Here is a 20,402-nt window from a genome sequence, read left to right on the forward strand (position 1 = left end):
ACCGCCGTAAGCAGTTCCGGGCGCTGGCCACGCGTTATGACAAGCTCGCCACGACCTACCGGGCGACCGTGCGTGTCGCCGACATCTTCATCCGATTACGCGCACGGCCCGATCGCCCCACTCAACAAGATCCACCGAACACGCCCTAGGCCACCCCGAGTCGTGAGGAGGCCGCCGTGGGCGGTTGGGTCACCGACCTGTTCCAGAACACCCCGGAGATCGCGCTGTTCACCGCGCTGGCGCTGGGGTACGCGTTCGGCAAGGTGCCGTTCGGACCGATCCGGCTGGGCGGGGTGTGCGGCACCCTGCTGGTGGCGCTGGTCATCGGCTACCTGACGGGCGCCCAGCTCGACGACGGGGTCAAGAACCTCGCGTTCGCGCTGTTCATCTTCGCCCTGGGGTTCAGCAGCGGACCCCAGTTCTTCGCCAACCTCAACCGCAAGGGGTTGCGCTACCTGGGCTTCCCGATCATCGAGGTGGTGTCGGTGATCGGTGTGGTCCTGGTGTTCACGGTCCTGCTGCGCCTGGACCAGGGGACCGCGGCCGGGCTGATGGCGGGCGGCGCCACCGAGTCGGCGGCGCTGGGCACCGCTTCCGAGGCGATCGGCCGCCTGGGCCTGTCCGCCGACGAGACCAAGGAGCTCCAGAACAACGTCGCCACCGCCTACACCATCAGCTACCTGTGCGGTCTCATCACCATCGTGCTGCTGACCAGCCAGATCGCGCCGCGCATCATGCGGTTCGACCTGCGCGAGGAGTCGGCCAGGCTGTGGCAGAAGATGAGCGGCGGCCGGGACAGGGTCGACGGGGAGACCCCCGCGCTGCCCGACCTGGTGGGCCGCGCCTACCGGGTGGAGCGGTCCGACGGGCGCAGCGTGGAGGAGATCCACGCGTCCCTCAACGGCCATTCGACCGTCGAGGAGGTGCGCCGCGGCGACCAGACCGTCAAGCGCCCCGGGCCGGAGTTCCGGGTGCGCACCGGCGACCTGCTGGTGCTGGTGGGCCGCCGGGCGGCCCTGGTCGGCGCCGAGGACGTCATCGGCCCCGAGCAGGCCGAGGAGCCCGACACCGTCCTGCAGAGCCTGGACGTGGTGCTCACCCACCGCGATACCAACCACCTGCCGCTGGAGTCGCTGGGCGACCTGCTCGGCGCCGACCTGCGCGAGGCCGTGTTCATCCGCAAACTCACCCGCACCGAGCAGGAGATCCCGGCGCTGCCCAAGACCCGGTTGCAGACCGGCGACGTGCTGACCGTCGTGGGGGCGCCCGCCGACGTCAAGAAGGTCGAGAAGAGGCTCGGGTACCCGATGGTCTCCCAGAAGACCACCGACTTCGTCTATCTGGGGCTGGGCCTGGTGCTGGGCATCCTGATCGGCCAGATCGTCATCCCGCTCGGGGACGCCGACCTGACCCTGGGCACCGGCGGCGGGGCGCTGCTGTCCGGGCTGGTGTTCGGGTACCTGCGGGCGCGCAGGCCCACGTTCGGCTCCCTGCACCCGGCGGCCGCCGGGACGATGAAGGACCTGGGCCTGGCCACGTTCATCGCGGCGGTGGGCATGTCCGCGGGGCCGTCGGCGCTACAGCTGGTGCAGCACTACGGGGTGATGCTGCCGGTGGCGGCGGTGCTGACCACGCTGATCCCGGCGACGATCTCGCTGTTCGTGGGGCACCGGTTCATGAAGATCGAGCCGCCGCTGCTGATCGGCGCGGTGGCCGGGCAGCAGTGCAGCACCCCGGCGATCAGCCAGGTGGTGTCGACGGCGGGGAACACGGTGCCGGTGATCGCGTACACGATCACCTACGCCATCTCCAACATCCTGCTGCCGCTGACCGGGCCGGTGATCGTGGCCCTGGCCGGGGCGGTGGTCTAGGAGGCCGGGAGCCGAGACCCCGGGCACGGGAGGGCCCCGCCACCGGTCGCGGACCGGGCGGCGGGGCCTTCGCGTGTCCGGTACCGGCCGGGGCCGCGTTTGCGGGGGGCCGGGCTTGTCCTCCGCAACCGGCTCTGGTGGTATGGATGTGTCCCCCGTCACCCCCGGCGGGACGCACCCCCCGATCTGGCGCACGGAGCACGCGCGGGCGTGCCACGGACGGCTCCGCCGTGCGTCCGCGCCGGAGGAGACATGACCCACCCCCCACGGGAGAGCGGCCGCACGGATCCGTTCTCCGAGATCCCCCCGGAGGTGGGCGCCCGCATACGCTCCCTGGCCCCGGTGATGGTGCATGAGGCGCTCGCCGGCATCCACCGCAGGCTCGGCGAGGCGCTGGTCGCGCCGGACGCGAAGGCCGGGGCGCGCCGCCTGCTCGACATCGGGGTGCAGGGGTTCGTGGAGCGGCTGGGGAGCGGGGGCGGCCCCGACGAGGCGCTGCTCGCGCGGTTCCGGGCGTTCGGCGCCCACGAGGCCGGGCACGGCCGCGGCCTGGAGCGCCTGCACGCCGGGATGCGCGTCATCGCCGCCGCGGTCTGGCGGGTCCTGTCCGACGACGACGCCCTGTCCCGCGACCGGCTGGGGCCGCTGGGCGAGGCCGTCCTGCTCTTCCAGGAGGAGGTCGGCGCGGCCGCCGCCGAGGGGCACGCCCGGGTGAGCTCCGCGGGGGCCGACGTCTCCCGGCACCGCCGGACCCGCCTGCTGGAGGCGCTGCTGGCCGGGGTCGGCCGGGACCCGGCGGCGGTCGCGGCGCTGGCCCGCGGCGCCTTCTGGCGCCCGCCCGAGCGGGCCGCCGTGGTACTGCTCCACCCCGGCTCCGCGGGCCCGGCCGACCGGCCCGGTGAGGTTGGTGAGGCTAACGGGGTCGGTGAAGCTAACGCGGTCGGTGAGGCGAACGGGGCGTTCGAGCCGGGTAAGGCGCACGACCCCGGTGGGGAGCGCGGACCCGGTGGGGCGGACAAGCCCAGTGGTGTGCACGGCACCGGTGGGGTCGTCGGGCCCAGTGGGGTGAAGGGGACCGGTGGGGCGGGGGCGCTGCCCCCGGCGCTGCCGCCGGACGCGCTGGTGGACCTGGAGCGTCCCGAGCCCTGCGCCCTGGTCCCCGACCCCGAGGGCCCCGGCAGGCTGCGAGCGCTGGAGCGGTCGCTGCGGGGCACCTGTGCGGTCCTGGGGCCGAGCATGCCGCTGGAGCGTGTCCCGGAGTCGCTGGAGCGGGCCCGGGAGCTGGCCGAACTCGTGCGTTCGGGGGCGGTCCCCGGCGAGGGCCTGGTGCGCTGGGACGACCACCTGCTGGCGCTGCTGCTGTCCCGCGACACCGCCCTGCTGTCGGCGATGGCCCGGGCCCGGCTGGCGCCGCTGGCCGGGCTGCGCCCGCACCAGCGGGAGCGGATGGCCCAGACACTGCTGGCCTGGCTGGAGGCCGGGTCCAACGCCAACGAGGCCGCCGAGCGGCTGCGCATCCACCCGCAGACCGTGCGCTACCGGATGCGGCGGCTGGAGGAGCTGTTCGGGGCGCGGCTGCGCGACCCCGGCGAGCGGTTCGAGCTCGAACTCGTGCTGCGCGCCCGCCGGCTGCCCGGGACCGTCGAAGACCCGTGAGGGTGCACGGCGGCCCCGGGCGGTCCCGGGTCGTCCCGGGCGGTCGCGGGCGATCCCGGGGTCAGCCGCGCGGGGCCAGGTCCCGGACCGCGTCGGCCGGGTCGATCCCCGGCGGGAGGATCGGGGCCAGGGCCGGGGTGGTCACCCCGTTCTCGACGTAGGCGCCGATGCGCTCGCGGCAGTACTCGGCCGGGCCGTGCACGATCAGCTCGTCCACCACCGAGTCGGGGATGGCGGCCAGCGCGCCCTTGCGGTCGCCCGCGTCCCAGGCCTTCCACATCGGGTTCAGCTCCTCGCGTCCCAGCCACTCGTGGAACGCCCGGTACACCGGGACGTTGAGGTAGGCCGAGATCGCCCAGCGGCCGATCCCCCGGGCGGTGTCCGCGTCGACGCCGGGGATGACGAAGATCCGGGCGACGATCTCCTTGCCCTCGCCCTGTTCGTGCACGTACGGGACCACGGTGCGCACGTCCTCGGCGGACAGCCAGTTGATGATCGCGCCGTCGGCCTCGCGCCCGGCCAGCCGCAGCATGCCCGGGCGCAGCGCCGCCACCAGGATCGGCGGGGCCTGCGGCGGGACCGCGCCCAGGGTGAAGCCCTGGACGGAGAACGTGTCGTAGTCGGTCTTGATCCGGGTGCCGGTGAACGCCTCGCGCAGGAAGCGGACGGTGTCGCGGACCTTCTTGTAGGGCTCGGTGAAGGGGATGGAGTTCCAGCGTTCGACGATGACGTTGGAGGAGGTGCCGATGCCCAGGGCGAACCGTCCGGGCGCGGCGGCGGCCAGGGTCGCCGCGCTCATCGCCAGGGTCGCCGGGCCGCGCGTGTAGGCGGGCACGATGGCGGTGCCCAGGCGCAGTTCGGGGGCCCAGACCGAGGCCAGGGCCAGAGGGGTGAACGCGTCGGTGGCGCCCGCCTCGGCCGACCACAGGTCGGTGTAGCCCTGGTCGGACATGCGCTCGATGATCGCCCGCTGGTCGAGGAGCGGGATCCCTTCGAGCGGAACGGTCATGCCCCAGCGACTGGTCATGGTGGCTCCCTGTCGGTGTCGTCCGTGCCGGTGACCCCCGACCATACCGCCCGGTCGGTCTGTTGTCTCCGGGCGGCCCCGCGACACGGAGGCCGGGGTTCGGGGGCCCGGGGCGCGACACGGAGGCCGGGGATCGGTGACCGGGGGCACGGGGCGGCGGCCGGGGTTAGGGGACCGGGGGTGTCACACGGAGGCCGGGGCTCGGCGGCGCGGGCGCGGCACCGGGGCCCCTGCTCGACGGCCGGGCCCACGACACGGAGACCGGGTTTCGGTGACCGAGGGCGCGACCCGAAGAAGGCAGGGGTTCGGTGGCCGGGATTCGGGCCGGGCCCACGACACGGCGCCCCGGGGCCGGGACGCACGGCCCCGCACCGGCGTATGTTCGTAGGGCCCGAAAACCACAGCGGACGAAGGAGACCCCTCACCGTGGCCGTGCCACCCTCCCCCTACGACTTCCTGCCCCCGGTCGCGTCGTTCACCGTGACCAGTACCGACGTCGTCGACGACAAGCCCCTGCCCCTCGCCCAGGTCAGCGGGATCATGGGCGCGGGCGGCGAGGACGTCTCGCCGCAGCTGTCCTGGAGCGGCGCCCCCGAGGGGACGCGGAGCTTCACCGTGACCTGCTTCGACCCCGACGCCCCCACCGCCAGCGGGTTCTGGCACTGGGCGGTGGCCAACATCCCCGCCGACGTCACCGAACTGCCCGCCGGGGCCGGATCCGGCGAGGACGGCGCCCTGCCCGCCGGGGCAGTCACCCTGCGCAACGACGCCGGGGGCCACCGCTACATCGGCGCCGCGCCGCCCGCCGGGCACGGACCGCACCGGTACTTCTTCGTGGTGCACGCCGTGGACGTCGCCGAACTGGCCGTGGACGCCTCCGCCAGCCCGGCGTTCCTCGGGTTCAACCTGTTCTCGCACTCCATCGGGCGCGCGATCATCACCCCCGTCTACGAGCAGAAGTAGGACGGGGCGGCACCGGCCCGGAACACATCGAGGGCGGGCGTCCTCTCCCCAGAGAGCACCCGCCCTCGGCCCTCTTCCTCCCGGGGGCCGATGGGTACACGCGCGAGGCGCCCGTCCGGTTGACCGCCGAGCCGAAATCGGCCAATGACGGGTCTTCACGCCCGTCGGAGACTACTCTCGGTCCATCCCCCGCGATCAGCCCGACACGGCTTGGAAGGGTTCGTCCGGTGCCAGAGAAGTCTTCGAGGAAACCGACCATCGTGGTGACGACAGCGGGGTCGGCACCCACCCCGGGCACCATCCTCCACCTCCGTTCCCAGGGATACAGAGTGGTCGCCACCGACGTCGACCCCACCGCACCGGGCCTGTACCTCGCCGACCGCGGCCACCTCGTCCCACCGGGCGACAGCGAGGCCTTCCTGCCCCGGATGCGGGCGCTGTGCGCCGAGGAGGGCGCCGTCGCCGTCGTCCCGCTGGTCGACGAAGAACTGCTGCACGTCGGCGGCCTGGCCGAGGACGGCGTAGCCGTCCTGCTGCCGCTGCCCGAGTTCGTCGCCACCTGCCTGGACAAGTACCGGCTCATGCGCGAACTCGACGCCGCCGGGATCGGGATCCCCCTCACCCGCCTCGCCTCCGAGTGGCCCACCGACACCTTCGACGCCGCACAGGGCCTGGTGGTCAAGCCGCGCAGCGGCCGCGGCAGCCGCGGGGTGCGGATCATCGACTCGGTCGGCGACCTGGCCCGGGTCGTGGCCGAGAGCGGGCACCCCGCCGACGAGCTCATCGTCCAGGAGCGGATCACCGGGCCCGAGTACACCGTGTCCGTGGTGGTCTGGCGCGACGGCGAGGTGCAGGCGGTCGTCCCCAAGGAGGTCGTCCTCAAGCAGGGCGTCACCAAGTACGCGGTGACCCGCCGCAACGAGGCGGTCATCGAGACCTGTCGGGCGGTCCAGGAGTCCCTGCGGGCGGACGGGCCCTTCAACGTGCAGCTGTGTCTGGACGAGAGCGGCGCGCCCCGGGTGTTCGAGATCAACCCGCGCTTCTCCTCCACCTCGGCGCTCACCAGCGCCGCCGGGGTCGACGAGATCGCCGGGCTGGTGGGCCAGGCGGTCGGGGTCGGGCCGCGGCTCGCCGACGACTGGCGCGAAGGGGTGACCATGGTGCGGCGCTGGACCGACGAGTTCATCGACGAGGAGCAGTTCGCCTCGCACGGGATCAGCCCGGCGCCCGCCGCCGTCGGGGTTCCCGCCCGGGATCCGGCGCTGGCGCCGGTGGCCCCGGTGGCTCCGGTGAGCCCGGCGGCGGGAGGGTGAGCGGGGCCGTGAGTGAGACGGGCGGTGGGACGGTGGCCGGGGCGGGGGGCGGAACGGCCGACGGCGGGACGGATGGAGCGGTGGGCGGGGCAACGGGCGACGGGGTCGGCGGAGCGGAAGGCGGTGCGGTCGGCGGCGCGGAAGGCAGGACAGCGGGCGACGCGGTGGGCGGGCACCCGCTCGCGGAGGCGGTGGCCGGGGCGGTCACCGAGGTCGGCGTTCTGCTGCGCGAATGGCGCGAGGACGCCGCCGCCCTGCGGGGTGTGTGGGAGGGGAGCCAGTTCAAGGCCGAGGCCGACGCCCGGGCGCACCGGGCGCTGTCCGAACGGCTCACCGCGATCGACCCCGACATCCCCGTGGTCAGCGAGGAGGACCCCGACTCCCTGGCCCGGGAGCGCCCGCCCCGGTACTGGCTGATCGACCCCATCGACGGGACCGCCAGCTACGTTCACGGCTTCCCCGGGTACGTCACCCAGGCCGCCCTCGTCATCGGCGACCGCCCCGAGGTCGCCGCCGTGTACGCGCCCGAGACCCGGACCCTGTACACCGCCGTGCGCGGCCGGGGCGCCCGCCGCAACGGCGTCCCCCTGCCCCGCCACCCGGCGGTGCCGCCCGGGCACGGGGTGCTCACCGACAACACCCCCGAGCCGAGCGGCATCACCGCCCGGGTCGGCGAGCGCTTCGGGTACAGCGGCTACCTGGAGAGCGGCAGCATCTCGCTCAAGCTGTGCCTGGTCGCCGAGGGGACCGCCCACCTGTTCGTCAAGGACGTGCCCGTCCGCGACTGGGACGTGGCCGCGCCGGGGCTGGTGCTGGCCGAGACCGGGGGGCTGCTGACCCGGCTGGACGGCACCCCCTTCCGGTACCGCGGAGGGTACGAGCACACCGGGCTGGTCGGCGGGGCCGACCCGGCGACCTGCCGCACGGTCGCGCGCTGGCTCGCCGCCGAATGACCCTTCCCCCACCCCGGGGGGCGCGCGTATCGTGTGGGCACCGCACCGCGCCCCGGGGGGTGGGAAGTGGAGAACAGGTACCGCACACGCGCCTCCGACGACGAGCGCGAGCAGACCGTCGAACGGCTCACCACGGCGTTCGTGGAGGGCCGCCTGGACCTGGTCGAATACGAGCGCCGGGTGGAGTCGGCACTGCGCGCGGTGCTGATCGGCGAGCTGGACCGGCTCATCGCCGACCTGCCCGCGCCCGCCCGGCCGCCGCTCGTGCCGCCCGCCCGGGAGGAGCCCCGGTGGGAGCACGCCGACGAGTGGCGCTGGTGGCTGGGCATCGCCGTGCTCCTCACGGGGGTGTGGGGCGCGGCGGTCCTCATCGGCGGCGAACTCGTGCCGTACTGGCCGCTCGTCCCGCTGGGGATCTGGGCGGCGGTGCTGCTGGCCTCCCTCATCTGGCCCGACGAGGGCGAGCCGCTCTAGTCGGCGGTCGATGGATGTCCTCGGCAGGCTCGGCGTTCACGCCGATGGGCGGCCGTGTCACTGCCGTGCGTCGCCCTGCGGGCCCGGCGGTGTCGTGTGAGGGGGTCCGCGCGGAATCGGCCGTGCGAGCGCGGCCGGCACGGCCGGGACCGGCGTCCCGGCGGCGGGTCGGAGAACCGAACGCGGCCTAGCCGACGGCGTGGAGCCAGCGGACGGGGGCACCGTCACCGGCGTAGCGGAACGGCTCCAGCTCCTCGTCCCAGGCGCGACCGGTGAGCCGGTCGATCGCCGCCGCCAGGTCGGAGCCGCCCGCGGCGGCCTCCTCCACGGCCAGGCGCAGCCTGCCCTCCGGCACCAGGACCTCTCCGGCCGCGCTGGTGACCGCGGTGAACATGCCGAGGGAAGGCGTGTAGCTGTAGCGCACGCCATCGCAGCCGGGCGACCCCTCCTCGGTCACCTCGAACCGCAGGCGCTGCCACGTGTTCAGCGCCGAGGCCACCTCCCCCGCGGTCCCCGGCCGCCCCTGCCAGTTCAGCTCGGCGCGGTGGTTGCCGGGTGCCGCCGGTTGGGCGACCCAATCGAGTTTCACGGGCACTCCTACGACACCCGCGACCGCCCACTCGACGTGTGGGCACAGCGCCGCGGGCGCGGAGTGGACGTACAAGACGCCACGTGCGGACACCGAACCTCCTGATACGAACGAGTGCGCTTCCCCGACGCCCTCGTACCACGAGAAGGTTGCATACCCGCCTGAATGCCTTTGCCCCATTGTGCCCGAAGGACACCCTGGGGACCAGCGATCTTCTGGGATCTCCCAGCATTCCCAGCCCCTCCGGAGTAACGTGTGCCCCGAAGGTGCTATGGGGAAGTCCGATCATAGTGGGGGCGCGTTTGCCAGACCAGTCGCACGAGGACCCTGAAACCGTACTTTCCAGCGACCCTCGGCATGAACCTCCCCCGACATTGGCCACAACCGGACTCGGCCTTGACGACGCCGAACTCGTGCGGCAGGCCGCGCAGGGCAGCCGCGACGCCTGGCGGGACATCGTCGACCGCCACCTGCCGATGGTCAACGCCGTCGCCCGCTCCTACGGACTGTCCGCGCCCGACCGCGAGGACGTCGTCCAGACGGTGTGGCTGACCCTCAACCTGCACCTGACCCGGCTGCGCGAACCGCACCATCTACGCGCCTGGCTGAACCGGGTCACCCGCGACAAGTGCCTGCGCCAGCGCAGGCGCGACGCCCGCCAGTACCCGACCGACCCGGAGACGTTCACCCACGTCGACGGCAACGCCCCGGATCCGGAGGCCGAGTACCTGCGCAAGGAGCGCGACCAGACGCTGCGCCGGGCGGTCGACCGGCTGCGCGACCCGGCCGAGCGGCGGGCCGCCCTGCGCTTCCTCGAACCCGACACCGCCCCGCCCCCGCAGGACCGGCGGGCCGCGTTCAACGAGCGCCGCCGCATGGTCCGCCGGCTCCGCAACACCCTGGAGGACGAGATATGAGCAGCCGGGAGGACATGGAGGGGCGGGAGGCCGCGCTGGCGGCCTTCGACCGGGGCGTGGACGCCATGGACCTCGCCGTCCTCGTGGCCGACCGGGGGCCGCGCCTGGAGGAGGTGCGGTCGGTGGACGACCCGGTCGTCGGGGAGCTGGCCTTCGAGTTCGAGGACGTGCGCATCGACCTGTCCCTGCACGCCCGCGGCCCCTGCCGCACCCTGTCGGGGACGGTCCAGGGCGACTTCGGGTACGCCCTGCTGGAGGCGCACCGGCCGAGCGGCCGGCGCGAGGACGTCGCCTCCATCGAGGAGACCGGGGAGTTCGCCCTCCAGGACCTGCACCGCGGGCCGATCCGGCTCACCCTGCGGCGCGACGCCCTGGATCCGCTGACCACGGAGTGGTTCACCCTCTGACCGGCCGAGGCCCCGGGACGCGATCCCGGGGCCTCGCCTTTTTCCTGCGCGACCACCGGGCTTGGGTAGTCAAGTTTGACTACAGCTGGTCAAATTTGACCACCCGCCCGATCCGCATTCGATCGTTGTGACCTGGGGCACTTTTTTTCTACGGTGCGGGTCCAACGGTCACAGATCGGGCGGTTCCGAATTGCCATTGCACCCCGGTAGGAAACCCCGGGCGATCGTCGGTTTTCGCACCGCCTTGCCCGCATTTGGAGACCCGCCTCCGAGGTGACTTCGGGTTCGCACCTCCACACGGACCGTGACCCGCTGCTATTCCTAGAGGTGCTCCTCCCCCTCGGAGAAAGGCGGTCGGACCTTGACCCCGTCCCACCCCGCAGCCCGTTCCTCAGCCCCCTCCGTCCGTTGGGGAACGGGAAGGGACGGACACGTGGAAAGGTCCGGCCGTCTTCTCCTCCAGCGCGTGATCTGCGGTGTCGACCTGGCCGAACGCGGCCTGTTCGACCAGACCGTGGAGATCCTCGACGACACGCACGCCCGGCTCCGGCGGCACCCGATGGCGGAGGAGGCCGCGCCCGTCCTGCCCGGGTTCCTCGCCAACCTGGGGCTGGCCAGGATTCTGAGCGGCGGGTTCGGGGAGGCCGAGGACCACCTGGAGGAGGCCCGGTCCCTGGCACGGGAGCGGGACCTGCACCTGCTGGAGCTGATCACCCGGCAGAACCTGGGCTGTCTGACGCTGCGCAAGGGCGACCCCGCCGGGGCGATCGCCACGTTCACGGATCTGGCGCACCGGCTGCCGGCCGACCGGCGCGAGGCGCTGTGCACCGACCTGGCCGAGGCACTGCTCGCCGAGGGACACCTGGAGGAGGCCGCGCTCACGCTGGCGGACGGCCCCTGGGCGCACGGCCGGTCGGCGGAGCCGGTCACCCTGTTGGTGGAGGCCAAGCTCCGGTTGCTGCGCGGCGACCGGTACCGGGCGCGGGAACTGGTCCGCCGGGTGCTGGACGCCCACGGGCCGGGCTCGCTGTGGCACCGCCTGGCGGTGCGGGTGGAGGAGATGGCCGAGCGGGTGTGCGCGGTTCCGCCGCAGCGGTTGTACACGTCGCCGCAGGAGCGGGCCCACGCCGCCCTGGAACTGCGCCGACCGCTGAGCGTTTCCCGGCCCATCCCCCGCCTGGTGGCGGCCCACCGGGCGGTGGACACGCAACTGCCTCCCTGGCCCCACGCCACACCGGCCCCCCAGGAACCCCCGCCGACCGACGCCCCGCACACCCCCCGCGCCGAGCAGGAGCCCGGCCACCCGTAGGGATCCGCAGGTACCCCTCGGCGCCGCATGCCCCGCGCCCGGCCCACGACACACAGATACCCCCGACCCCCAGGTGGCCTGTGCCCCGCGAGCCACAGGCCACCCCCGAACCACAGGTGATCGACATGCCGAAAATGGACCATGCCGCCCATGCGCCCCAGGAGCTCAGCAGGCCGCCGACGATCCACGAGCCGCAGACGAACCATGCCACCCACACGTCTCATGTTCCGCAGAAAGCCCGTGAGTCGCAGGCCGCCCGCGATTCACAGGGGCTCGACAAACCGCGGACGGTCCACGAGCGGCATACGGCCCACGACCCGCAGATGGCCGACACGTCGCAGACGGACCATGCCGCCCATGCGCCCCACATTCCGCAGGAGGCCCGTAAGGTGCAGGTGACCTGTGAACCGCAGAAGTTCAGCGAGCCGCGAACGATCCACGAGCCGCAGGCGCTCGACGCATCCCAGGCGGCCGACGTGCAGGTGGTGCACGTTCCGAAAGTTCAAGCTCTGCCCGTGAGCCATGAAACGTGGGAGACCCACGAGCGGTATACGGCTCACGATCCGCAGGTGACCCAAGCTCCGTTCGCGGCCTGCGAGACGCAGGTGGCCGACACGCCGCAGGCGGACCATGCCGCTCAAGCGCCTCACGTTCCGCAGGAGGCCCGTGAGTTGCAGGAGCTCGGCGGCCCACGGACGACCCACAACCCGCAGGTGACCGGCACACCGCTGGCGGGTCATGCCGCTCATGTGCCCCACGTTCCACAAGAGGCCCGTGAGCAGCAAATGGCCGGTGAGCCGCAGGCGCTCGACGCATCCCAGGCGGCCGACGTGCAGGTGGTGCACGTTCCGAAAGTTCAAGCTCCGCCTGTGAAAGATGAGACGTGGGAGAGCCACGAACCGCCGGTGGCCAGCACGTCGGCTCATGCGGCCCAGGTTCCGCAGGAGGCGTGCGAGGTGCAGGTGGGCGGTGGGGTGCAGGGGTTGTGGGCGCCGTATGTGTCGCGGGAGGTGTGGGTCGGCGGGGATGTGCGTGGTTCGTGGGTGACGCATGAATCACAGGCGATCGGTGCGGCCCCGCAGGTGGTCGGGGATCCGCAGGTGGCGCGGGCCGGGTTGGAGGCGGCGCTGGCCGGCGGTGACCTGTGCGGGGCGCTGGAGTGGGCCGAGTTCAGTGTGCCCGCGCCGCCGCCGGTGCCGGCGGGGTGGGGCGACCCGGTGGTCGAGCGGTACCGGCAGGCCCTGGCGAACGGGCGGGACCGGCACTGCCTGGTGCATGCGCGCAGGTGGGAGCGGGCGCGGTACGCGCGGGGCGTGCCCGAGCGGGAGTGCGGGCCGGTGGGCGCCCGGTTGTCCGCGCTGCTGGACGGCCGGGCGTTCGTGCGTCTGGTGGTCGTGGGCGAGGTGGTGGCACTGGTCGTGGTCGACGGCCGGGTGTACGCCCGGTCGCTGGGCACCGCCGCGCGGGTGGCGCGGGGGTTCGCCGCGGCGCTGGCCCCCGTGACGGCGCTGGTGGGCGACCGGCCGCTGGTGATCGCCGCCGACCCGCGGCTGGGCCACCCGGCGTGGGGCGCGCTGCCCGGGCTGCGGGGGCGTTCCGTCGCGGTGGTGCCGTCGGCGCGGGCGTGGGTGGACCGGGTGGTGCGGCCGCTCCCCCGCTGGCGGCGGGTACTGCTGGCGGCGGGAACGGCGCCGCGGGGCGCCGTCCGGGAGGTCGCCGACCTGGGCCGGGTCCACCCCCGGGCGCGCCGGACCGGCCGGGTCCGCGAGGTGGCGGCGGGCGCCGCGGGCTGCGACCTGGTGCACCTGTCCGGGCACGGCCGGGTCGCGGAGCGTTCGCCGCTGCTGTCGTCGGTCGCCCTGGCCGACGGCCCGCTGTTGGCCGTGGACCTGGTGTCGGCGGCGCCGCCGGAGGTGGTGGTGCTGACCTCGTGCGGGGCCGGGCGGTTCGCCGGTTCGCTGCTGGCGGCGGGGGTGCGCGCGGTGGTGGCCAACCCGGCCCCGGTGCGGGACGCCGGGACCGGGCGGGCCGTGGCCGGTTTCCACCGGGCGCTGGCGGCGGGTGCCGCTCCGCCCGAGGCGGTGGCCGCCCACCTGGGGCGGCTCGGCTTCGTGTGTCTGGGGGCCTGACTCACCAGCCCCGTTCGCGCCACTCGCCCAGGTGGGGGCGCTCCACGCCCAGGGTGGTGTCGCGCCCGTGGCCGGGGTAGACCCAGGTGTCGTCGGGCAGGGCCCCGAACACGCGCTCCTCGACGTCGCCGAGAAGGGTCCGGAAGTCCTCGTCGGACCAGGTGCGGCCGACCCCGCCCGGGAAGAGGCTGTCGCCGGTGAACAGGTGGACGTGCCCCTCGGGGTCGTCGTAGCGCAGCGCGATCGACCCGGGTGTGTGGCCGCGCAGGTGGATGACGGTGAGGTGGCAGTCCCCGACGGGGATCCGCGAGCCGTGGACGACGGGTTCGTCGACGGAGACGGGCAGTTCGCCACTGTCGTCGGGGTGGGCCACGGTGCGGGCGCCGGTCTCCCCGACGACCTCGGCCAGGGCCTGCCAGTGGTCCTGGTGGCGGTGGGTGGTGATCACCCGGTCGAGCCCGTCGGAGCCGAGGAGCTCAAGGATGCGGTCGGGCTCGGCGGCGGCGTCGATGAGGACGGCTTCGCCGGTGGAGCGGCAACGCAGCAGGTAGGCGTTGTTCTCCATGGGCCCGACGCTGATCTTGGTGATGGTCAGATGCGGTAGTCGTCGCAGGTCGGCGGGACCGCCGACCCTGGTATCTCCGGAGTAGCTCACCCGACCATTGTGACCTCTTCACAGGAGCGAACGCACCGGACGCCCCGAAAGGCGGGGCGTCCGGCCGCGGCTCACCTGGCCCAGCGCGGGGGGCGCTTCTCGAAGAAGGACGCCCGGCCCTCCGCGGCGTCCTCCGCGGCGAAGAACTCGGCGGACAGCTCGCCCATGCGGGTGAACGCCTCGGCCCGCCGGTCGGGGGCGGCCAGCGCCCCGGCGCCGAGTTCGCCGAGCAGTTCCTTGGTGCGCGAGAGCGCCTTGGGCGCGGAGCCGCGGATGCCCTGGAGGACCGCGTCGAGGGCGTGCGCCATGTCGCGGTCGGGCACGGCCTGGGTGATCAGCCCGGCCTTGGCGGCGGCGGAGGCGTCGAACAGCTCGCCGGTGAGGAAGTAGCGGCTGAGCTGGCGCGAGTGCATCCGCGCGGACACCGGGACGGAGATGATCGCGGGCACCACGCCGATGCGCACCTCGGTGAACGCGAAGGTGGCGCTCTTGGGGGCCAGGGCGATGTCGGCGGCGGCGACCAGGCCGATGCCGCCGGCGCGGGCGGCGCCGTTGAGGACGGCGATGACGGGCTTGGGGGCGCCCATGATCTGCTCGAAGACCTCCGGCAGTTCGGGGGCCGGTTCGACGGGCTCCCCGGCCAGGGCGGCGGCGACCTCCTTGAGATCGGCCCCGGCGCAGAACACGGGTCCGGTGCCGGTGAGGACGACGGCGCGCACCTCGTCGTCGGCCATGGCGTCGGACAGCGCCTTGGAGAGCTCCGACCGCAGCCGCGCGGACAGCGCGTTGCGGTTGCGGGGGGAGTCCAGGGTGACCGTGGCGACGGCCCGGTCCACCTCCAGGCGTACCAGTGGCGTGTCGTCCTTGGTCGTCGGGGACGAGTGCTGCGTCATCGCAGACCGACCTTTCTCCGGGTCCATCATCTCCGCGGGTGCGGGGAGTGTGTGAGAGCGAACGCGCCGTAGGGGTACGGCGTGCCCGTGAGCGCCTGGTTTGTGACCGGGCGCGCCTCTCTATGTGGCGGAATGCACGAATCCGGTTCCACCCTAGACGGATGGATTGTCAAGGCACCACGGCCGGGTGTCCCGTGTTCGTTAAGTCCCTGTCACGGCCGGAGGTCGAACGTGTGACACGCGTCGGGGCCGGGGACCGCTCGGGTCCCCGGCCCCGTGGGCGCGGATGTCAGCGGGTGGCCGCCGAGAGCGCGTTGGCGAAGTTCAGCATGGTGGCGACGGCCTCGGCGCCGTCGGCCGCCTCGCTCACCCGCAGGGTGAGCGGCTCGGCGGTGATCGCACCGGTGTAGCCGTGGTCGAGCTCGCAGCTCTCGTCGGCGCAGGAGGCCGGCTCCAGGTCGATGTGGGCGACCGCGCCCCAGTTGACGGACAGGTTGACGCTGAGGACCAGTTCGCTGGGCATGCTCCCGGGCGTGTACTGCGCCGGGTTGGGCACGACCCGGGTGAGGGCGACCGACTGGATGTTGCCGATCAGGATGCTGTCGGTGGTGGTGGACGCGTGCGAGGTGCCACCGGGGTCGGTGGGCGGGTGCTCGTCGGTGTGGCACACCACCAGCCGGGTGGCGGTGAGCAGCATGACGGTGATGTGCCGGCGCATCTCCATGGCCGGGTCGAAGGTCGCCTCGTGGTGCACGACGAACGCCTCGGCGTTCTCGTCGCCCAGGGCCGTGGCGACGGCGTCGATCACCAGCGCGGGATAGTAGCCGCTGCGTTCGATCTCCAGTCGCCAGTCCGTGGACACGGCGCGTGTTTTCCTCATGTCCCTATCCTGCCTTCTTCCCGCGACACTTCGCGACCGCTGGGAGAAACGGGACGCCCAGTGCCTGATCAGGACGTCACTCCCCGCCCGGGTGCGGGTACCGGCCGCCGCATCAGAAGGTCACCCCGCGCAGTCGCCGGGGTCCGGCGTCGGGCCGGATGTCGGGGGCTTCGCGCAGCCACATGCGGGCGCCCAGCACGTGGGCGCCGGTGGCGTTGACCAGGACCGGGTCCAGGTCGATGTAGCCGATCTCGGGGAACGCCTCCACCAGGCGCGACACCCGGATGAGGAGTTCCTCCAGCGCCTCCACGTTGGGCTGTTCTGCCAGCGAGGTGGCCCCGGCGGGCAGCCCGAACAGCAGCGGCGCGGCCCGCACGGCGTGGATGAGGTCGGCGGCGTCCATGTCGGTGAGCGGGGCCAGCCGGAACGAGCGGTCGTCGAGGAGTTCGGCGGTGACGTCGGCCAGGCCGAAGGAGACCACCGAGCCGAACGACTGGTTGTCGCCCGCCCGCACCACGGTGGGCACCCCGGGGGCGACCATGCGCTGCACGACCAGGTCGGCCTCGGAGCCGAACCGGTCGGCCAGCGACAGGTAGGCGCTGCGCACGTCGTCGGGGGTGCGCAGGTCGGCGCGGACGAAGGTGCCCCCGGCCCGCACCCGCAGGTCGGGCGAGTCGGCCTTGACCACGACGGGGTAGCCCAGCTCCCCGGCGGCCACGACGGCCTCGTCGGCGGAGGACACGGGGATGTCGGGGTAGGCGGTGATGCCGTAGCAGGCGAGGAGTTCGCGGGTGTCCTCGGCGGAGACCGAGGTGTCCTCGTCGTAGCGGCGCTCGCCGCCGAACCAGACCTCCTCCTCGCCCGAGGCGGTCTTGAGCGCCCGGGTGATGGTGGCGCGGGCCCGGGCGCCGTCGATGTCGGGCAGCTCGGGGTGGCGGCCGGGCTTGCGGTCGCGCCACTGGGTGTACCGGGTGGCGTAGGCCAGGGCGCGCACGGCGTCCTCGGGCGCGGGGTAGGAGGGCACCGAACCGCGCAGGGTCTCCCCGCGTTCGCCCACGTGGCGCAGCTCGTCGGGGATGCCCTGCCGGGCCAGGTAGGTGGTGAGGATGGGTTTGTCCGAGCCCAGGGAGCGGGCCCGCAGCACCCGGGCGACGTCGTCGGAGATGGGGTGCAGGGCGGGGACGAACACGACCACGACGGAGTGGACCTCGTCGTCGGCCAGGGCCGCCTCCAGGGCGCGGTCGAAGTCGTCCGCGGTGGCCTGCGGTCCCAGGTTGACGGGGTCGTGCGGTTTGAGGCCCTGGCGCATCGCGGCGTCCTTGACCAGCAGTTCCAGGGAGTCGGAGTTGCCGATGATGCCGACCCGGGGCCCCTTGGGCAGGGGCTGGTAGGCGAACACCTGGGCGGCGTCGAACATCTGCGTGATGTCGTCGACGCGGACCACCCCGGCCTGCTGGAACAGCGAGGTGACGGCGTAGTCGGGCAGCGCCAGCCCGCCCGCCGCGTGCCCGGTGGGGGTGGTCTGCGCGGACCCGCCGCTGCGCACCGCCACGACCGGCTTCTGCTTGGCCAGGCGCCGGGCCAGGCGGGTGAACTTGCGCGGGTTGCCCAGGGACTCCAGGTACTGCAGGACGACCTCGGTGGAGGGGTCCTCCTGCCAGTACTGCATGAGGTCGTTGCCGGACACGTCGGCGCGGTTGCCCGCGGAGACGAACGTGGACAGCCCCATCCCCCGGTCGGCGACGCGCTGGAGGATGGCCCGGCCCAGCGCACCGGACTGGGAGAAGAACCCGATGGGCCCGCTCCGCGGCAGGTCGGGCGACAGGGTGGCGTTGAGGGACACCGCAGGGTCGGTGTTGGCGATGCCCAGGCAGTTGGGCCCGACCACGCGCATCCCGGCGGCGCGGGCGGTGCGCACCAGATCGTCCTGGCGGACGCGCCCCTCGGGTCCGATCTCGCCGAACCCGGAGCTGACCACGATCAGGCCGTGCACGCCCTTCTCGGCGCACTGCTCCACCACGTCGGCGACGGCCTCGGCGCGCACGGCGACGACGGCCAAGTCCACCGGGTCGGGGATGTCCAGCACGGAGGGGTAGGCGCGCACGCCCACGACGGCCTTGGCCTCGGGGTGGACCGGGTAGACGGGGCCCTGGAACTCGCTGTCGAGGAGGTTGCGCAGGGCGGTCTGGCCGATGGTGTGGGCGGTGCGGCTGGCGCCGATGACCGCGACGGACTCCGGGAACAGCAGCCGGGCGATGGAACGCGACTCGGCGCGCTGCTCGCGGGCCCGCATGACCTCGGTGGAGTCGTCGGTGGGCTGGATGTCCAGGGTGAGCCGGATGACCCCCTCGTCGAAGGTCTGCTGGGCGGTGTACCCGGCCTCGCGGAAGACGTTGATCATCCGCCGGTTCTCCGGGAGCACGTCGGCGATGAACCGGCGGATGCCGCGTTCGCGGGCGGCCGCGCCGATGTGCTCCAGCAGGACGGAGGCCAGACCGCGCCCCTGGTGGGCGTCCTCCACGACGAAGGCGACCTCGGCCTCCTCCGGGGCGACCTTGTCGTAGCGCACCACCGCGACCAGGGCGTCGGAGATGGTGGCGACCAGGGCCACCCGGTCCTCGTAGTCGACCGTGGTGAAGCGTCTGACGTCGCGGTCGGAGAGGCGGGGGTAGGGCGCGAAGAACCGGTAGTAGATCGTCTCCGGGGAGAGTCTGCCGTGGAACTCGCGCAGCAGGTCGGCGTCGCCGGGGGTGATGGGGCGCAGGTGGGCGGTGCCTCCGTCGGTGAGAACGACGTCGGCTTCCCAGTGGTTCGGGTAGGACTGCACGACTGCGAGACTAGACGACAATCGGTCGATTCCGGGGAAAGTCGATGCGGTCGGCGCGAAAACACCCGCGATCCGGCCTGTTCCCGGGGGGTCCGAGGTCCCGATCCGGGAGCGGGCGCCCCGCGGCCGGATACCCTGGCCCGTGGGGGCTCGGCCGCGGGACGGGGTCCCTGGAGCAGCGTGTGTCCGGGGTGCCGTCACTTCGTTACACGCCGCTGACGATTCACCTGTTAACGTCGTGCGGGCACGAATTCTCATGACTCGGTGGTGGCTGGCGATATGACACGAGTGGTCGTGATCGGTGATCTGATGACCGATGCCGTGGCGCGCGCGTTCCACCCGTTGGCCCGCGGTAGCGATACCCCGGCGTCAGTGGTGATGTACGGCGGCGGCTCGGGTGCCAACATCGCCTCCTGGCTGGCCGTGGAGGGGACCGAGACGACGTTCGTGGGCCGCCGCGGCTCCGACATCACCGGGCGCACCCGCGAGATGGAGCTGATGGGGTACGGGCTCGACTCGCGGATGGTGATGGACCCCGAGGTCGCGACCGGCACCTGCGTGGTGATGATCACCCACCGGGGCGACCGGACGATGCTGAGCGACCCGGGCGCCAACGCCCGCCTGCAGCCCGAGGACCTGCCGCGCGACGTGTTCGGCCCGGACGGGCACCTGCACGTGTCGGGCTACACGCTGATCAACGCCGACTCGCGCCGGGCGGCGCGGGTGGCGCTGCGGATGGCGCGCGAGAGCGGCATGTCCATCTCGGTGGACGGCGGCTCGCACGCCCCGCTGGAGCGGGCCGGCGCGGAGAACTTCCTGGACTGGACGCAGGGCTCGCGCCTGCTGTTCGCGAACGCGGCGCAGGCCAAGGTGCTGACCGGCCGGGACGACCCGGAGGCGGCGGCCAAGGTGCTCACCGCCTGGTTCCCGAACGTGGTGCTGAAGCTGGGCGAGGACGGCGGCCTGTGGGCGTCCAAGACCCGCGACGACGTGGTGCGGGCCCCGGCCGACCAGGTCGAGCCCTCGCCGGGTTCGGTGGGCGCGGGCGACGCGTTCATCGCGGGCTTCCTGCCCGCGTGGCTGGCGGGCCGCCACCCCAAGGAGGCCCTGGCCCGGGCGCACCGCCTGGCCGGGCGCGCCCTGCACCAGCCGGGTGCCCGCCCGGACCTGGGCGACGGCCAGCCGGTGCGGCGCGGCGCCCCGCGCGGCCAGCGCATCCGCTGACCCGCACCCCCACGAAGTCCCACGACGGGGCCCGGCACACGCCGGGCCCCGTTCGCATGCCCGGCCCGGGCACGGCGGAGTCGGCCCCCGCCGGGCACCCGCCCCCGGGACCGGGGCCGCACACGCCACCGGACGGCCACGGCGGGGCCGCGTCCGGCCCAGGCGAGCCGAACGCGGGCGCACAGCGGGAAGTCGCCCGGCGCGATGGGCCGGCCTTGGCAGGCTCGTACCCGGCAGCGGCCGGGAGCGGGTGACGGCCCGGGCGCTCCTCCCGGCACGTTCGCGCGCCCGGGGTGCGCCCGGGCGCGCGGCTCG

18 protein-coding genes are annotated in these 20,402 nt (G+C 73.6%); 11 read left to right on the plus strand and 7 right to left on the minus strand.

Annotated features, from left to right (window positions below):
* Positions 1 to 176: 176 nt before the first annotated feature.
* Both aspT and ACJOT3_RS17040 read left to right on the plus strand, forming a co-directional pair.
* Complete coding sequence (gene aspT, locus ACJOT3_RS17035; RefSeq protein WP_406973818.1) at positions 177 to 1,871, plus strand: aspartate-alanine antiporter; 1,695 nt, start codon at positions 177 to 179, stop codon at positions 1,869 to 1,871.
* Positions 1,872 to 2,123: 252 nt separating this feature from the next.
* Positions 2,124 to 3,527 (plus strand): PucR family transcriptional regulator, encoded by a 1,404-nt coding sequence (locus ACJOT3_RS17040; protein ID WP_406973819.1) that lies wholly within the window; start codon positions 2,124 to 2,126, stop codon positions 3,525 to 3,527.
* Positions 3,528 to 3,588: 61 nt separating this feature from the next.
* On the opposite strand, the gene ACJOT3_RS17045 is transcribed toward ACJOT3_RS17040, so the two are convergent.
* A complete protein-coding gene (locus tag ACJOT3_RS17045) occupies positions 3,589 to 4,554 on the minus strand; it encodes an LLM class F420-dependent oxidoreductase (protein WP_406973820.1) in 966 nt (321 codons plus the stop codon).
* A 426-nt stretch (positions 4,555 to 4,980) separates the two neighbouring features.
* On the opposite strand from ACJOT3_RS17045, the gene ACJOT3_RS17050 reads away from it, so the two are divergent.
* From ACJOT3_RS17050 to ACJOT3_RS17065, 4 genes are all read left to right on the plus strand, one after another.
* On the plus strand, positions 4,981 to 5,517 hold the full coding sequence (locus tag ACJOT3_RS17050; RefSeq protein ID WP_406973821.1) for a YbhB/YbcL family Raf kinase inhibitor-like protein: 537 nt from the start codon (positions 4,981 to 4,983) through the stop codon (positions 5,515 to 5,517).
* Between the two features lie 260 nt (positions 5,518 to 5,777).
* Positions 5,778 to 6,830 (plus strand): ATP-grasp domain-containing protein, encoded by a 1,053-nt coding sequence (locus tag ACJOT3_RS17055; protein ID WP_406973822.1) that lies wholly within the window; start codon positions 5,778 to 5,780, stop codon positions 6,828 to 6,830.
* 164 nt (positions 6,831 to 6,994) lie between these two features.
* Entirely contained in the window at positions 6,995 to 7,783 is a 789-nt protein-coding gene (locus tag ACJOT3_RS17060) for a 3'(2'),5'-bisphosphate nucleotidase CysQ family protein (protein ID WP_406973832.1), read from the plus strand.
* Positions 7,784 to 7,849: 66 nt separating this feature from the next.
* Positions 7,850 to 8,257 (plus strand): DUF1707 SHOCT-like domain-containing protein, encoded by a 408-nt coding sequence (locus ACJOT3_RS17065; RefSeq protein WP_406973823.1) that lies wholly within the window; start codon positions 7,850 to 7,852, stop codon positions 8,255 to 8,257.
* A gap of 187 nt (positions 8,258 to 8,444) precedes the next feature.
* Here ACJOT3_RS17065 and ACJOT3_RS17070 read toward each other — a convergent pair whose 3' ends face one another.
* Positions 8,445 to 8,939, minus strand: a complete 495-nt coding sequence (locus ACJOT3_RS17070) for a DUF3145 domain-containing protein (RefSeq protein ID WP_306367313.1) — start codon at positions 8,937 to 8,939, stop codon at positions 8,445 to 8,447.
* A gap of 281 nt (positions 8,940 to 9,220) precedes the next feature.
* Here ACJOT3_RS17070 and ACJOT3_RS17075 point away from each other — a divergent pair, with 281 nt between their 5' ends.
* The 3 genes from ACJOT3_RS17075 to ACJOT3_RS17085 all read left to right on the plus strand — a co-directional run bounded on the left by ACJOT3_RS17075 (position 9,221) and on the right by ACJOT3_RS17085 (position 11,479).
* Complete coding sequence (locus ACJOT3_RS17075) at positions 9,221 to 9,763, plus strand: RNA polymerase sigma factor (RefSeq protein ID WP_406973824.1); 543 nt, start codon at positions 9,221 to 9,223, stop codon at positions 9,761 to 9,763.
* Positions 9,760 to 10,170, plus strand: a complete 411-nt coding sequence (locus tag ACJOT3_RS17080) for a hypothetical protein (RefSeq protein WP_406973825.1) — start codon at positions 9,760 to 9,762, stop codon at positions 10,168 to 10,170. The genes ACJOT3_RS17075 and ACJOT3_RS17080 overlap by 4 nt, the downstream gene beginning before the upstream one ends.
* Positions 10,171 to 10,636: 466 nt before the next feature.
* Positions 10,637 to 11,479, plus strand: coding sequence for a tetratricopeptide repeat-containing protein (locus tag ACJOT3_RS17085; RefSeq protein ID WP_406973826.1), 843 nt, complete (start codon positions 10,637 to 10,639; stop codon positions 11,477 to 11,479).
* A 263-nt stretch (positions 11,480 to 11,742) separates the two neighbouring features.
* On the opposite strand, the gene ACJOT3_RS17090 is transcribed toward ACJOT3_RS17085, so the two are convergent.
* The gene (locus ACJOT3_RS17090; RefSeq protein WP_406973827.1) at positions 11,743 to 12,324 is read right to left on the minus strand and encodes a hypothetical protein; all 582 of its coding nucleotides are present in this window, start codon (positions 12,322 to 12,324) and stop codon (positions 11,743 to 11,745) included.
* Between the two features lie 198 nt (positions 12,325 to 12,522).
* Here ACJOT3_RS17090 and ACJOT3_RS17095 point away from each other — a divergent pair, with 198 nt between their 5' ends.
* Positions 12,523 to 13,608: a CHAT domain-containing protein gene (locus ACJOT3_RS17095; RefSeq protein ID WP_406973828.1), complete on the plus strand. Its 1,086-nt coding sequence runs from the start codon at positions 12,523 to 12,525 to the stop codon at positions 13,606 to 13,608.
* A gap of 1 nt (position 13,609) precedes the next feature.
* Here ACJOT3_RS17095 and ACJOT3_RS17100 read toward each other — a convergent pair whose 3' ends face one another.
* The 4 genes from ACJOT3_RS17100 to ACJOT3_RS17115 all read right to left on the minus strand — a co-directional run bounded on the left by ACJOT3_RS17100 (position 13,610) and on the right by ACJOT3_RS17115 (position 18,863).
* Complete coding sequence (locus ACJOT3_RS17100; protein ID WP_406973829.1) at positions 13,610 to 14,263, minus strand: MBL fold metallo-hydrolase; 654 nt, start codon at positions 14,261 to 14,263, stop codon at positions 13,610 to 13,612.
* A 71-nt stretch (positions 14,264 to 14,334) separates the two neighbouring features.
* Positions 14,335 to 15,156, minus strand: coding sequence for an enoyl-CoA hydratase-related protein (locus ACJOT3_RS17105; RefSeq protein WP_406973830.1), 822 nt, complete (start codon positions 15,154 to 15,156; stop codon positions 14,335 to 14,337).
* 289 nt (positions 15,157 to 15,445) lie between these two features.
* Entirely contained in the window at positions 15,446 to 16,018 is a 573-nt protein-coding gene (locus ACJOT3_RS17110) for a DUF5998 family protein (protein ID WP_406973833.1), read from the minus strand.
* Positions 16,019 to 16,148: 130 nt separating this feature from the next.
* Entirely contained in the window at positions 16,149 to 18,863 is a 2,715-nt protein-coding gene (locus tag ACJOT3_RS17115; RefSeq protein WP_406973831.1) for a bifunctional acetate--CoA ligase family protein/GNAT family N-acetyltransferase, read from the minus strand.
* Positions 18,864 to 19,151: 288 nt separating this feature from the next.
* Here ACJOT3_RS17115 and ACJOT3_RS17120 point away from each other — a divergent pair, with 288 nt between their 5' ends.
* Positions 19,152 to 20,087, plus strand: a complete 936-nt coding sequence (locus tag ACJOT3_RS17120; protein WP_406973834.1) for a carbohydrate kinase family protein — start codon at positions 19,152 to 19,154, stop codon at positions 20,085 to 20,087.
* The last annotated feature ends 315 nt before the right edge of the window (positions 20,088 to 20,402 follow it).

Source organism: Nocardiopsis protaetiae, assembly GCF_045446735.1.
Taxonomy (GTDB): domain Bacteria; phylum Actinomycetota; class Actinomycetes; order Streptosporangiales; family Streptosporangiaceae; genus Nocardiopsis; species Nocardiopsis protaetiae.

Coding starts and splice junctions, on each gene's coding strand:
- ACJOT3_RS17040 (WP_406973819.1), top strand. CDS start 2,124: ATGACCCACCCCCCACGGGAGAGCGGCCGCACGGATCCGTTCTCCGAG.
- ACJOT3_RS17045 (WP_406973820.1), bottom strand. CDS start 4,554: ATGACCAGTCGCTGGGGCATGACCGTTCCGCTCGAAGGGATCCCGCTC.
- ACJOT3_RS17080 (WP_406973825.1), top strand. CDS start 9,760: ATGAGCAGCCGGGAGGACATGGAGGGGCGGGAGGCCGCGCTGGCGGCC.
- ACJOT3_RS17105 (WP_406973830.1), bottom strand. CDS start 15,156: ATGACGCAGCACTCGTCCCCGACGACCAAGGACGACACGCCACTGGTA.